At 68.0% G+C, this 13,187-nt stretch carries 12 protein-coding genes; 8 read left to right on the top strand and 4 right to left on the bottom strand.

Going from position 1 to position 13,187, the window contains the following annotated elements; all coding sequences use genetic code 11:
• Nucleotides 1–64 precede the first annotated feature (64 nt).
• Nucleotides 65–1,924, bottom strand: a complete 1,860-nt coding sequence (locus tag D0T12_RS20400; protein WP_117401249.1) for a PucR family transcriptional regulator — start codon at nucleotides 1,922–1,924, stop codon at nucleotides 65–67.
• A gap of 596 nt (nucleotides 1,925–2,520) precedes the next feature.
• Here D0T12_RS20400 and D0T12_RS20405 point away from each other — a divergent pair.
• Entirely contained in the window at nucleotides 2,521–2,817 is a 297-nt protein-coding gene (locus tag D0T12_RS20405) for a hypothetical protein (protein WP_117401250.1), read from the top strand.
• A 262-nt stretch (nucleotides 2,818–3,079) separates the two neighbouring features.
• On the opposite strand, the gene D0T12_RS20410 is transcribed toward D0T12_RS20405, so the two are convergent.
• From D0T12_RS20410 to D0T12_RS20420, 3 genes are all read right to left on the bottom strand, one after another.
• Nucleotides 3,080–3,547, bottom strand: a complete 468-nt coding sequence (locus D0T12_RS20410; RefSeq protein ID WP_267900411.1) for a DUF3515 domain-containing protein — start codon at nucleotides 3,545–3,547, stop codon at nucleotides 3,080–3,082.
• A 69-nt stretch (nucleotides 3,548–3,616) separates the two neighbouring features.
• Nucleotides 3,617–4,294 carry a hypothetical protein gene (locus D0T12_RS20415; RefSeq protein ID WP_117401251.1) on the bottom strand — a complete coding sequence of 226 codons (678 nt, stop codon included), beginning with the start codon at nucleotides 4,292–4,294 and terminating at the stop codon, nucleotides 3,617–3,619.
• Nucleotides 4,291–5,130 carry an ATP-binding cassette domain-containing protein gene (locus D0T12_RS20420; protein ID WP_199487584.1) on the bottom strand — a complete coding sequence of 280 codons (840 nt, stop codon included), beginning with the start codon at nucleotides 5,128–5,130 and terminating at the stop codon, nucleotides 4,291–4,293. The genes D0T12_RS20415 and D0T12_RS20420 overlap by 4 nt, the downstream gene beginning before the upstream one ends.
• Nucleotides 5,131–5,601: 471 nt before the next feature.
• Here D0T12_RS20420 and D0T12_RS20425 point away from each other — a divergent pair, with 471 nt between their 5' ends.
• From D0T12_RS20425 to D0T12_RS20455, 7 genes are all read left to right on the top strand, one after another.
• A complete protein-coding gene (locus D0T12_RS20425) occupies nucleotides 5,602–7,140 on the top strand; it encodes an ABC transporter substrate-binding protein (RefSeq protein ID WP_158581553.1) in 1,539 nt (512 codons plus the stop codon).
• A 72-nt stretch (nucleotides 7,141–7,212) separates the two neighbouring features.
• Nucleotides 7,213–8,157 carry an ABC transporter permease gene (locus D0T12_RS20430; RefSeq protein WP_117401253.1) on the top strand — a complete coding sequence of 315 codons (945 nt, stop codon included), beginning with the start codon at nucleotides 7,213–7,215 and terminating at the stop codon, nucleotides 8,155–8,157.
• A complete protein-coding gene (locus tag D0T12_RS20435; RefSeq protein WP_117401254.1) occupies nucleotides 8,154–9,089 on the top strand; it encodes an ABC transporter permease in 936 nt (311 codons plus the stop codon). Before D0T12_RS20430 ends, D0T12_RS20435 begins: the two co-directional genes overlap by 4 nt.
• Nucleotides 9,089–10,111, top strand: a complete 1,023-nt coding sequence (locus tag D0T12_RS20440) for an ABC transporter ATP-binding protein (RefSeq protein ID WP_117401255.1) — start codon at nucleotides 9,089–9,091, stop codon at nucleotides 10,109–10,111. Before D0T12_RS20435 ends, D0T12_RS20440 begins: the two co-directional genes overlap by 1 nt.
• Before the next feature lie 74 nt (nucleotides 10,112–10,185).
• Nucleotides 10,186–11,220 (top strand): ABC transporter ATP-binding protein, encoded by a 1,035-nt coding sequence (locus D0T12_RS20445; RefSeq protein ID WP_199487585.1) that lies wholly within the window; start codon nucleotides 10,186–10,188, stop codon nucleotides 11,218–11,220.
• Between the two features lie 102 nt (nucleotides 11,221–11,322).
• The gene (locus D0T12_RS20450) at nucleotides 11,323–12,003 is read left to right on the top strand and encodes a GntR family transcriptional regulator (protein WP_117401257.1); all 681 of its coding nucleotides are present in this window, start codon (nucleotides 11,323–11,325) and stop codon (nucleotides 12,001–12,003) included.
• 59 nt (nucleotides 12,004–12,062) lie between these two features.
• Nucleotides 12,063–13,187 carry a thiolase family protein gene (locus D0T12_RS20455; protein ID WP_158581554.1) on the top strand — a complete coding sequence of 375 codons (1,125 nt, stop codon included), beginning with the start codon at nucleotides 12,063–12,065 and terminating at the stop codon, nucleotides 13,185–13,187.

Genomic DNA, 13,187 nt, shown 5'->3' on the forward strand with positions numbered 1-13,187 from the left:
GCTCCAATCATGCTTCGTTTGCGACAAATCTGTCTCAAACAGTACATGATCGTTCAAGGTGCGGTCAGCGCCGGTCGTGGACGTGCAGCGCGATCCACAGGTCGTACCGGGCGGAGGGGGCGCCGAGCAGTGATCGCTCCAGGAGCCCCTCGATGCGGACGAGCCGTTTGCGCAGACCCGGTACCGAAATGCCCAGGCTCGTCGCCGCAGACTTCAGGTTCGCGTCGTGATCCAGCCAGCAACGCAACGTGTCGAGGAGCAGCGGCGAAGTCTGGTCGAGAAGCGGTCGGAGCTGGTTCTTCGCCCACTGCCGCACATGATCCGTGGCTAGGAGGGCGTCCAGCGCGATCTCCTTCGACGCGTCCCCGTCCTCGGGAGAGCCGAGCAGCCGCAGAGCCAGATGCACCTCGGTCTGCGTCGCCAGCCCGCTCAGGTCGCACCCCAGAAGCCCCTCGATGCGGCGCAGGCGGGAGGCCAGCGTGTTGCGGTGAATCTTCAGCACCTTCGGCACGCCGCTGGAGAAGCTCAGCCAGGAGCGCAGTGTCTCCGTCAGTTCCGCCGCATCGGGATCCTGCGGACGGTCCGGCCGGTGGCGCAGGAGCGGGCGGAGTCTCGCCGACGCCCACTGACGGCCGTCCGGGCCCAGCAGCCCGGCCAGCGACTCCTGCGGATTGAACCGCGCGAACCGGTCGGCGCTGTTCCGGGCGACGGCCAACGCGTGGTACGCCTGTTCCCACCCGACGCCCGTCTCGGCCAGCGGGACCGGCAGCCCGACGCCCACACAGAGATCGCCGCGCCGGGGGACGAGTCTTCGGAGCGCCCGGGTCAGGGCGTCTTCAGGGGTCTTCGGCGCGGACACCGGAGCGAGCACGATCACGTGTCGCGCGTAGAGGGGACACCGGACGACCCAGGCCCGGTCGTCGGTCGCCTCGACGCACCGCGCCACGAGCCGGTCCCTGGCCTTCTTCGGCCCCTCCACGACATGGACGCGGACCACGTCCGCGAGTTCCGGTCGCAGCGCGGCCGCCGTGCGGCGGGCGGCCGACAGGTGGCCCGTCATGAGGAAGTGCAGCACGGCCTCCCGGTTCCGCAGGTCCACCTCCTCGATCCGCGCCTGCCGCCCGGTGAGCTCGTCCAGGTGCCAGCGCGTCCCGATCAGCCGGGCCGCGTCCGTGACCAGGCGCCGGGCCTCCGGCGTGAACGGATCCCCGCCACTGACGACGAGGACCGGAGACCGTTCCTCCGCACCGATCGCCAGCACATGTACCCGTTCACCCTGGTAGCTGACGGAGGCCGAGCTGATCTGCCCGGCCGCGACCCGCCGGACGTCCTCGCGCACATGCCGGAGAAGACCGTCGGGTACGCGTGGACGACCCGAGCGTGGCCGCCCGGACCGATCGACGAGGACGGCGTATCCGTCCAGGTGCCGGGCCATGAGTTCCAGCAGGCGCGACAGGCCGTCCGGCCGCACGAGTTCGCGCTGCATCTCCCGCAGGGCGTCCGAATCCTCGTGCCGGCGCCGTTCGTCGAGAATCGCCGCGTGGACGGCCGCGGACGTCCACGGTCCGTCGTCGGCGAGGAGCAGCAGAGGCAGGCCGCACCGCTCCCCGGCGGCTCTCCACCGATCCGGCGTGCGGCCCGACCGCAGGATCACACCGGCGACGTCGAGATCGGCCAGGCGTTCCAGCAACTCCTCGACACGTCCGGGGGCCTGATCGAGGAGGGCGGGGGAGACGAGAACGAGAAGGAACCGGAGCAGATCACGGTCCGCCACCGTCTCGCCTCGTCGAAGGAAGTCGTCGAGCGGCAGTTCCGGCTGGACGACGCCGTCCACCGGCCGGTCCCCGTACCGCTCCTCGTCCGTGTCGGTGAGGAACCGCAAGTCGAGACCGGGCCGGTGCACCAGCGCCCCGAGAGTGGTCATCGGGCACCTCCCTTCAGCTCGACCGTCGGTGCGAGCAGCCCGAAGGCAAGACCTAGCTTTACCAGGACTCCGACAGGCATGAAGAAAGGACGCCGCCACTCGTGCGGGTCGCGCCGGGCGACATCGCGGGCCGGCGCGAACGGTGCCGGGCTCGCCCCCTCAGAGCCCGGTACGGTCCGACATTAGGACCCCGGTCCCGCGACGAACCAGGACCACCCTGCACAGTGAGCCCGCCAATCGGTACGAAAACGCTGAGTCAGCCGCACGGCGCGGCAGGTCAGCCGCGCCCCGGCGGCGACCGGCGCGTAGGGAGAATGCGACGTCGTCCGGTCCGAAACTGATCGAATGTCCTGGGCCTGCTCTGCGTGGTTGCGGCACCTGGGAAATATCGACCGCTCGGCGCGTTGTTCGTCGGGGTCTTCGACGGAAGTGGACGACGCGCGGGGATCGCCCGGCAGGAAAACGAGGATTCGGCCGACGGATCTCGATGGATCGGTTGAGTGCGACGATTCTCGGAGGACAGCCGTTTCCGTTTCAATTAGGCTGACCGTGGTACGGCCCTCGAGTTTCTTTCTCCATAAAAGGATGTAGTGCCCATGCGTCGAAAGATCGCCACCGTATTCGCCCTGATCGCGGTCGTCCTCGGTTTATGGACGGCCATTAGTGTCACTCCGGCCATGGCAGGGTCATGTAAGAAGTGGACCGACAAGAACACGCACGGAGTGGCCTGCTACGGCTACACACAGAAATACTACGCCGCCATGGCGCGATGCAACAATCGCAAGGTCGTCCAAGGGGTGGCCCGGAGGATGGGCAGCGGCGCATGGTCCTACGCCTACTGCACCAGCGTCAACTCGTCACTCACGTACGGCTACAACAAGGTGTGGGGATGATGAAGCGCTCGACCGCGCCTGCACCGTGTCGACCTGAATCCGCGCCCGAGGCGCTCGTCGCGGCGTCTTACCCCTGTGTACCGCCAGGTTAGGGCGCTCCTGACGGGCTGAAGCCAGCCCACCCCTGATGCTCCGGGCCGCCTGGCCGTCTCCCGCATCGAGCGAGCCGCGGGAATGCCGGGTGGCCCGGCGGCCCGGGGGTGCTGCCGACGGCGCTTCCAACGCCGGGAGGGAATCCACCGCCGCATCGAGGGTCGGGGCTTCAGAGTTCACCTTCGGGCTTTTCGGGCATGGCCGCCTGTATGGCCGGATTGAATTCCATGAGGATCTCTCCGGGGGCACTCCCCCCGTTGGTGTAGGAGTGCGGGATCGTCACCTCCACATAGGCCTTTCGTCCCACGGCCGTGAAAGTGACGGGCTTCTCCTCTGGTGTCGGCAACCATTGCACGCCGTTGATGACGGCGATCACCGCCCGCATGTCGTGCCTGGGGAGCGGAACTCCGCAACGTAACGCGATCGCAGGAGACCCCCAAGCCGCCGTGAACGTTGATTGCGGACTCACCTCGCGTCGCGTTCGGCCGTGGACCTTGTCCGGCAACTTGAGTCTCTTGCACAGTTCCGCGGCGGCGACGTCCGGCCGTGGTACCGGCACCTGAACAGCACCCGCACCGCAACCGGTAATTGTCGCGGCCAGAGCAAGGGCCGCGGAGACGCCGGGTAAGGTTCGCACACGTCCATATTAGTGTCGACCTTCAACCGTTTGCGGGTTTTAGGCGTCCATTGAGAAAGAACGCGCGGGTCAGTCGCGGCGGGTGGTGATGGTGTTCGTTGCGACGATGGAGGCGGTGAGGAGGAGGGTGGCGGTCAGGGCGAGTGCGAGGAGCGGGGTGGCGACGTCCTCCGGTGAGCGGTCGCTGAGGAGGAGTTGCACCGTCGGCCGGACGGGGGTCAGCCACGGCACCAGCACGGCCGCGAGCGCGGCGGTGACCGCGGTCGCCACCGCGTAGCCCTGGCGGGCGATGACCGGTCGGGAGCACACCAGGCCCACGGCGACGCCGACCGCGGCGGTCGTGAGCTGCGCTCCGGCCCCGACCGCGACCCCGGCCGCCGTCACCACGTGCTTGCCCGTCATGGCGGGATAGCCGACGCCGAAGACGGTGAGGAGGGCGCAGCAGCTCACCGCCACCGCGGCGGTCGCCGCCAGCGGACGCCGCGCGCCGCCCGCGCTGACGATCGTGACCCCGCGCCGCACCGGGTCCTCGTTGTTCACGAGGGTGGCCGTGAGCCAGATGGCGCACAGGAACATGAACATGGCGCAGAGCGAGTACGCGCCGATGAGCGGGCCCGAGTCGGAGCTCGTCCCGACCACCACCGCGGCGCAGAAGAGCAGGGCGGGCGCCGCATAGCGCTGCGAGAGGACGAAACCCGTGAAGGTGTAGCGATAGAGCGCGAACACGGTGAGTTTCCGTCCTCTCATGTCTCGCTCGTGACGGTGGTGATCGACCAGCCGTTCTTCAACGCCGCCAGAAGAATGTCCTCCTGGTGCTCGTCGAGGACGTGTATCTCCACTCCGTCGTCGCTGGGCCGAGTTCGCACCACGCCCCGCATGTTCGCCCAGTCGAGTTCGTGGGAGGCCTCTCGCGGTTTGGGGACCACACCGACCCGAAATATTTTTCTCGGGTGTCGGGTCTCCGGGAGTGAAGTCGCCGGTTCCAGCGAACCATTGGTGATTCTGCAGATTCTGGTGGCGTTCTTCCGGACGAATGCGTCGTGGTGCTCGGTGAAGAGGACGGCGCCGCCCGACGCGGCCTCCCGCATGAGGTCGGCCAGCACCCCGTGGACGGATTCGGCCAGGCCGGAGGCGGGTTCGTCGAGGACGAGCAGCCGGGGCGGCACCATCATGGCCTGGGCCAGCGCGACCTTCTGGGCGTTGCCCTTCGACAGTTGCCGCAGGGGCGTGCCGCTGCCGCCGACGAGCGCCAGCCGCTCCAGAAGCTCGTCCGCCCGGCGCCGCGCGGCCCGGGAGCCCAGCCCGCGAATTCGCCCGAGATGGCGCAGGTAAGACGCCGCCGACATCCGGTCATGGCAGGGAAAGCGTTCGGGGACGTAGCCGATCGCGCCTTTGGGTGACCGCACGGTTCCGGTCGAAGGACGGGACAGCCCGACGATGATTCTCAGCAGCGTGGACTTTCCCGATCCGTTTCCGCCCACGATCGCCAGGCGTTCTTCCGGTGCCACTTCGAGATCGACGTCGCGCAGGACCGGCCGATCTCTTTCGTAGCGTTTGGAGATTCCCTGTAGCTGCAACACCACGACGCCCTCCGGCTGCTCTGGTCACCCGCCCTCACCATAAATGGTCTTGGCGCTGGGGCGTGTAGTGGTCGTCCCGGCGGTCCAGGCGCCGGTCGGGGGAGACGCCGGTCCGCGCGTCGTCGGTCTCGCCTGGGCGCGGAGCGATTTCGCGTCCTTGACTGGCAAGCAGACGTATGTTCTCATTCATCAGACAAAGTACGAACTGGCAGCACGGTGACACCCAGGCAGCCCCCGCAGGGACGCCCCTGTGGACGATCGGTCCCGTTTCCGCCGACCGCAGGAACCCTGCGAGCGATCCGGGTCCGCCTCCTCCTCTGACTCCCTTTCTCCCTCTTCTCCGCTTCGGACGTCCGGCACTTCATTCACCGGAGGGCAAGGCCAACCCCCATCAACACCACATCCCCTGCTTCGGAGGACCCCTAGATGCGGAAACAGCTCATCGTTGCGGCTGCCGCAACATTTGTGATGCTCGTGAGCGCGTGTAGCGCTGACAGCGGCGATCCGGACGGCGGCGGCGGTGGTGCGGCCAAGCCGAAGCAGAACGTCGCCTGTCCCCCGGTGGACCAGGCGGCGATCGACAAGAACGCGACGTTCACCTGGATGTACAGCGTCGCCAACACGAGCTTCGACCCGGACAAGGTCACGACCAGCAACAGCTGGATGTACCTCTATCCGGTCTACGACACGTTGATCCAGATGGACGCCAACGGCGAGCCGCGGCCGATGCTCGCGAAGGAATGGAAGATCGGGGACAGTGGCAAGAGCCTGACCCTGACCCTCATCGACAACTGGAAGTACCACGACGGAGCGCCGTTCGACGCCGCGTCCGTCAAGGCGAACATCGACCGGCACCGGGCGGACAAGAGCTTCAACAAGCAGGCCCTGAGCGACGTCACCGGGGTGGAGGTGGTCGACAAGGCCACCGTGAAGATCAGCACGAAGCAGGGGGCGGCCCCGCTCGTCGGGATCCTGGCCAGCTCCGCGGGCATGATGATGAGCCCGAAGGTGTTCGACGACCCGGGCCAGGCGAGGATGCCCACCGGCGGGTCGGGCGCCTTCAAGGTGACCGCCTACGAACCCGCCACCAAGGTGGAGTACACGCCGGTCCCCGGCTACTGGGATCCGAAGGCCGTCAACGTCGCCAAGATGGTCTTCCTCATCTCCAGCAACGACAACGCGCGCCTGAACGCCACCATCACCGGCACGGCAGATGTCACGTTCCTGCGTTCGAGCATGTACCAGCCTGCCAAGGACGCCAAGCTCGTCGTGTGCCAGAAGCCGAGCCTGGCGAGCTTCACGATCGCGCTGAACGTCAAGAAGGCGCCGTTCGACAAGAAGGAGGTCCGGCAGGCGCTGAACTACGCGATCAACCGCGAGGCGGTCAACGAGCTCCAGGGCGGTTTCTGCCAGCCCGGCGTCCAAATGTTCCCGGCCGACTACTACGCGGCGGACCCGTCCCTCTCCCCGGAGGCGTACAAGTACGACCCCGGCAAGGCGCGTGAGCTGCTCGCCAAGGCGGGGGTGAAGGACGGCCTCTCGTTCACGCTGGAGACCAACAACCTCGACGCCTACACCAAGGTCGCCGAGCTCATCCAGGCCAACCTCCAGGAGGTCGGCATCAAGATGACCATCCGGCCGGTCGAGCTGCCGAAGCTGATCGAGGGCTTCTCGGTCAACAAGTCCGTCGACGCGATCATGGTGCAGCAGAAGGCCGACGCGGACCCGAGCATCCAGGTCGCCGCCTACTACCTGCCCGACGGTTTCAGCAACCCGGGCGGCTACTCGAACCCGACGATCACCGACCTCGCCACCAAGGCCAAGGCCGCCGAGACCCGGGAACAGAGCGCGAGCATCTACAAGCAACTGTTCCGGACGGCCCACGAGGACGCGGCGCAACCGGTCACGCTCTGCCACCTCAACACGCCGATGGCGATGAACGACAAGGTCATGGGACTCCAGATCTTCGTCGACGGTTCCCGCCAGTTCCGCGGCATCGCCATCAAGAAGTGACCCGCCGATAGCGAGCGGGTCCCGGCCGGTCCGCGCCGGCCGGGACCCGCTCCGACAGAACGGAGGCACCGGGTGCTGCGGTTGCTCAGTGTCCGACTCCTGGCGATGATCCCGTTGCTCGTCATCGTCAGCTTCCTCATCTACAGCCTCATCGCGTTGGTGCCGGGCGGGCCGGAGGTGGTGCTCGCCGGCGACAACCCGACGCCCGAGAGAATCCAGGAGATCCGCGAGGAACTCGGCCTGGACGATCCGTTCCTCGTCCAGTACTGGAACTGGCTGACCGACGTGCTCCAGGGAGACCTGGGGAACTCCTTCGTCGATGACCAGAGCGTCTGGTCGGCGGTGGCCGCCGGGTTCCCGGTCACCCTCTCGCTGGTCGCCCTCACGCTGCTCATCGCGGCGGTGCTGGGGCTGGCCCTCGGTCTCGCCGCCGGGCTGCGTCCGGGCAGCTGGATCGACCGGCTGTCGACCGTCACCGCGAGCGCGTTCATGGCGCTGCCCTACTTCTGGGTCGGCATGATGCTCGTGCTCCTCTTCGCGATCCAGGTCCGGATGCTGCCGGCCGTCGGGTACGTGCCGTTCACGCAGAGCCCGCTGGAGTGGCTGGAGCATCTCATCCTGCCCGCCTTCTCGCTCGCGACCGTGCCGACCGCCGTCGTCGCACGGCAGACCCGCGCGGCCGTGACCTCCGTGATGCAGGAGGACTACGTCCGCACGGCGCGGGCCAAGGGCCTGCACCCCCGGCGGGTGGCGGTCAAGCACGTCATGAAGAACGCCGCCGTTCCCGTGGTCACCGCGTTCGGCGTCGAGGCCAACCGGCTGATCGGCGCGACCGTCGTCATCGAGCAACTGTTCGCCCTGCCGGGCGTCGGGAAGCTGGCGTACTTCTCGGTGTTCTCCCGGGACTTCCCGATGGTGCAGGGGATTCTGCTGATCACAGCCGTTCTGATCATGCTCGTGAACCTCGCGGTCGACCTGTCGTACGGCTACTTCAATCCGAAGGTCAGAACGTCATGACGCGTAGTGAGAGCGTGGACATCGGCAAGCCGGTCGCCGTGCCGGTCAAGGAGGACGGGGACGGGGACGGCGGCGACGTCGCCGCGCACGTCTCCCGGACGCGCGCCGTCGTGCGCCGCTTCCGGGCCAACAGGTCGGCCGTCGTCGGCTGCGCCCTGCTCCTGCTGATCATCATCGTGACCGCCGCCGCTCCCCTCATCGCCCCGTACGGGCCGACCCAGGTCGACATCAGCGACCGGCTGTCGGGACCGACCGCCGAACACTGGCTCGGCACCGACTCGCTGGGGCGCGACACCCTGACCCGCCTCATGTACGGCGGACGGGTGTCGCTCGCCGCCGCCGGGCTCGCCGTCCTGATCGCGACCGCCATCGGCCTGCCGCTCGGTCTGATCAGCGGCTACTTCGGCGGCGTGGTCGACTGGTTCCTGGACCGCGCCGCGGACGTGCTGATGTCGTTCCCCGCGATCGTCCTGACGATCGCCATCATCGCGGCGGTCGGCCCCGGACTGACGACCGCGATGGTGTCGCTCGGCATCGTGTACGCGCCGCGCATGTTCCGCGTGGTCCGCGGCAGCACCATCGAGGTCCGGCGGGAGGTCTACATCGAGGCGTCGACCAGCATCGGAACGCCGAGCCTGATGATTTTGCGCAAACGGGTGATGCCGAACATCCTGCCCGCGACGCTCGTCCAGCTGTCGTTCCTGCTGGCGTCGGCGCTGCTGGCCGAGGTGACCGTCAGCCTGCTGGGCCTCGGCGCCCTGCCGCCGACGGCGAGCTGGGGCAGCATGCTCGGCCAGGCGTTCCAGGAGATGCGCAGCCAACCGTGGCTCGCCGTGTACCCCGGCATCGCGATCGCGATCGCGACCCTGTGCTTCAACCTGGTCGGCGACGGGCTCCGGGACGCCTTCGGCCGCGAGACGAGGAAGGCCTGATGACGAGGAAGAAGGAGAAGGACGCGCGGGACGACGGGGAGCTGCTGCGGATCGAGGACCTGCACGTCGACTTCCTGACCGACCGCGGCTGGACGAACGTCGTCGCGGGCGTGTCCTTCGACGTCGGCCCCGGCGAGATCGTGGGGCTGGTCGGCGAGTCCGGGTCGGGCAAGAGCGTCACCAGCCTGTCGGTGCTGCGGCTGCTGCCGAACGCGTACTCCCGCACCCCGTCGGGCCACATCTGGTACCAGGGCCGCGACCTCATCAAGATGCCGGAGCGGGAACTGCGCGACGTCCGCGGCAACGAGATCTCCATGATCTTCCAGGAGCCGATGACGAGCCTGAACCCGGCCTTCACGATCGGCGACCAGATCGCCGAGGTCTACCGGCGGCACAAGGGCGGCTCGCGGCGCGCCGCGTTCGCCCGCGCCGCGGAGATGCTCGACCTCGTCGGCATCCCGGACGCGGGCAGCCGCGTCAAGGACTACCCGCACGAGTTCTCCGGCGGGATGCGGCAGCGGGCCATGATCGCCATGGCGCTGGCCTGCGAACCGAAGCTCCTCATCGCGGACGAACCGGCCACCGCGCTGGACGTGACGGTGCAGGCCCAGATCGTCGCGCTGCTCTCCCGGCTCCGCGACGAGACCGGGTGCGGGATCCTGTTCATCACCCACGACCTCGGGCTGGTCGTCGAACTGGCCGACCGGGTCGTCGTGATGTACGCGGGCGAGGTGGTCGAGACCGCGGCGGCGCTCGACCTGTACAACGCGCCGAAACATCCGTACACGGCGGGGCTGCTGAGCGCCATGCCGCATCTCGGGGTGCGCGGGAAGGAACTGCCGACGATCCCGGGCCGTACCCCCGAGCCGTGGCGGATGCCGGAGGGCTGCCGGTTCGGCCCCCGCTGCGGGCACACCAGCGAGGAGTGCGTGGTGGCGGCGCCCGCGCTCCGGATCGTCGAGGCGGGCCGCAGCAGCCGCTGTTGCCGTACCGAGCAGCTGAACTTGGCAGGTTCCCCATGAGCGTCAAAGGTGTTGAAGGTTCCGGCGCGAAGGCGCCGTCGTCGGGTGCGCCGGCCGAGGCGTCCGGTGCGCCGGTGCCGGACTCCACGACCGGGCCGCTCGTCGACGTCCGCGACGTCAGCGTGGTGTTCCGGAAGAAGCGGACGCTGGCGGCGGCGCGGCAGGTGCGCGCGGTCAACGACGTCACCTTCCACATCGCGGAAGGTGAGACGTTCGGCCTGGTCGGCGAGTCGGGATCGGGCAAGTCGACGACCGGGCGCGCGCTGTTGAAGCTGGTCCCGACGGAGAGCGGGTCGATCAAGGTCGCCGGGCACGACGTCACCAACCTGCGCGGCGGGAGCCTGCGCAGGGCCCGGCGCAGTATGCAGATGGTCTTCCAGGACCCTTACTCGTCGCTGGACCCTTCGTCCACGGTGGCGGCGAGCATCGCCGAACCGCTCGTCGTCCACGAGAGACTGTCGGCGAAGGAGGCGCGGAGCCGGGTGAACGACCTCATCGAGATGGTCGGGCTCCGGGCGAGCTACGCCGAGCGCTACCCGTACGAGTTCTCCGGCGGGCAGCGGCAGCGGCTGGCGATCGCGCGGGCGATCGCGTTGAACCCGCGGTTCATCGTGTGCGACGAGGCCGTGTCCGCGCTGGACGTCTCCACCCAGAACCAGGTGATCAACCTTTTGGAGAGGCTGCGCGCGGAGTTCCGGCTGACCTATCTTTTCATCGCGCACGACCTGGCCATCGTGCGGCACATCTCGCACCGGGTCGGCGTGATGTACCTGGGACGGATCGTCGAGACCGGCCCGGCGGAACGGGTCTACACCGCTCCGGCGCATCCGTACACGCAGGCGCTGCTGTCGGCCATCCCGGACCCGCGAAGGCGGTCGGGACGGATCGTCCTGGAGGGGGACCTGCCCGACCCGGCACGGCCACCGGTCGGTTGCCCGTTCCAGACCCGGTGCGGTTTCGTCATGGACATCTGCAAACAGCGGGTGCCGGAGCACACCGCCGTCGAGGGCGGGGGAGAGGTGGCGTGCCATCTGCAGACGACGGGCCCCACGCTCGCGGGCTCCCCCCTGAACGATCTGGTTCCGACGCGTGCCACGTCCACCCCGTAAAGGCCCTGCTCGGGGCACTGGCGGTCGTGACTCGCCCCACATTGACCGACATAAATCGGACGACGTAATCTGTACTATGTCAGACAAACGCAAAGGACTGCCGTGACCGACCCCAAGCTCGACCTGACGATCGACCGCCCGGCCGAATCCGTCCCGGAGATGGTCGTACGCCGCATCCGTGACGCGATCGCCGCTGGGCTGCTCCCACCGGGTCGTCAACTCACCGAGCGTGAACTCGTGGAACTGACCGGTGTGAGCCGTACGTCGGTGCGGGAGGCCATGCGTCACCTCCAGACCCTGGGGCTCGTGGAGCCGTCACCGAGTCGCGGCGTCCGCGTCGCCAGGCTCGGCAGCGCCGAGGTGCGGGAGATCTATGAGGTGCGGGACGCCCTGGAGCCCGCCGCCGCCGAACTGTTCGTGCTGCGCGCGACCGACGAGGAGGTCGCGGCGCTGGTGGAGAAGGTCCAGCCGCGCGCCTCGGGCGAGGAACGTTTCCAGGCCATATTCGAGTTCGACAACCTGCTTCTCGCGGGCGCCCGCAACTCGTTGCTGAAGTCCATGCTGGAGCCCCTGCACACGCGTATCCACGCGCTGCGCAGCCTCTCGGTGACCATCCCGGGCCGGCACGCCGAGTCCCGGCAGGAATACCTCGAAATCGCCGAGGCCATCGCCGCCCGTTCCCCCGAACGCGCGTCGGAGGCCGCGCACCGCCATGTCCGGGCGGCCGCCAAGGCCGCGCTGAAGGCCGTGGAAATCCTGGAGAAGGAACACCCGAATTCATAACTCCACATCGTGGCGTGAGGCCACGTCGGCACGAGTGCGAGGGTGATATCGCCATGGCCATGAAGGATGTGGCAATCGTCGGCGTCGGGTCGTCCGATTTCGGACGGCTGTACGCGAACAAGAGCCATCCGAACGACGCGTACGAGCTCGCCGCGGAGGCGTTCAAAGAGGCGCTTGACGACTGCGGAGCCACTCAACAGGACATCGACGGGCTCCTCTGTATCAACATCAAATACGGCCAGTTCGGGGAGACCGTCGGGCTCACCGCCCCGGGATTCGTCCACGACCTGGAGGGCACCGGTCGCATGAGCGGTGTCGCGTTGCAGGAGGCGTACGCCCTGATCCGCTCGGGAACGGCCGACATGGTCGCCTGCGTCTACGCGACGAACGGACGGTCGGCGGGCCTGAAGTACGGCGGCGGCGACGCCGACCCCGCCGGGGCGTACGACGCCATGTACGGAATGACGTCCACCGGCGCGTACGTGTCGATGATGTACCAGCGGTACAGCCGCCTGTACGGGGCTCCGGAGGACGCCCTCGCACCGCTCGCCGTCAACAACCGCGCCAACGGGGCCCGCAATCCGATCGCGGTCTTCCAGAAGGAGATCGACCGGGACGAGTACATGGCGTCCCGGTTCATCGCCGAACCGCTGCGCAAGCTCGACTACTGCATCATCAACGACGGCGCGGTCGCGTTCATCGTGACGTCCGCCGACCGGGCCCGCGGGATGCGCAAGAAGCCCGTGAAGGTCGCCGCCACGGCCGGACGCGCCGAACTGAGCCGCAGCTACATCAGCCCCGACTTCTATTTCTCCACCAGCGCCGCCGTGGCCGAGGACCTATACAAGAAAGCGGGAATCGGCCCGGACGAGATCGACTGCATGCAGGTCTACGACAACTTTCTGCCGACGATCCTGTTCACCCTCGAAGGCTTCGGTCACGCGCCCCGCGGAGAGTCCTGGGAATGGGTCCGGGACGGCCGTGTCGAACTCGGTGGCGAGCGGCCTCTCAACACGTCCGGCGGGCATACCAGCGAAAGCTACATGCAGGGCTTCGCGCTCCATGTGGAAGCGGTACGGCAACTGCGCGGCGAAGCCGGCGACCGGCAGGTCGAAAATTGCAACACCGTGCAGTACATGTGCGTCTCGCCCATCGTGACCTCGCACATTTTCACGGCCGAATAG

This window comes from Actinomadura spongiicola (genome assembly GCF_003432485.1).
GTDB lineage: Bacteria > Actinomycetota > Actinomycetes > Streptosporangiales > Streptosporangiaceae > Spirillospora > Spirillospora spongiicola.

Bases quoted from the DNA above. Each gene is read 5' to 3' on its own strand.
- D0T12_RS20400 (WP_117401249.1), bottom strand. From the start codon at position 1,924: ATGACCACTCTCGGGGCGCTGGTGCACCGGCCCGGTCTCGACTTGCGG.
- D0T12_RS20405 (WP_117401250.1), top strand. From the start codon at position 2,521: ATGCGTCGAAAGATCGCCACCGTATTCGCCCTGATCGCGGTCGTCCTC.
- D0T12_RS20415 (WP_117401251.1), bottom strand. From the start codon at position 4,294: ATGAGAGGACGGAAACTCACCGTGTTCGCGCTCTATCGCTACACCTTC.
- D0T12_RS20435 (WP_117401254.1), top strand. From the start codon at position 8,154: ATGACGCGTAGTGAGAGCGTGGACATCGGCAAGCCGGTCGCCGTGCCG.
- D0T12_RS20440 (WP_117401255.1), top strand. From the start codon at position 9,089: ATGACGAGGAAGAAGGAGAAGGACGCGCGGGACGACGGGGAGCTGCTG.
- D0T12_RS20455 (WP_158581554.1), top strand. From the start codon at position 12,063: ATGAAGGATGTGGCAATCGTCGGCGTCGGGTCGTCCGATTTCGGACGG.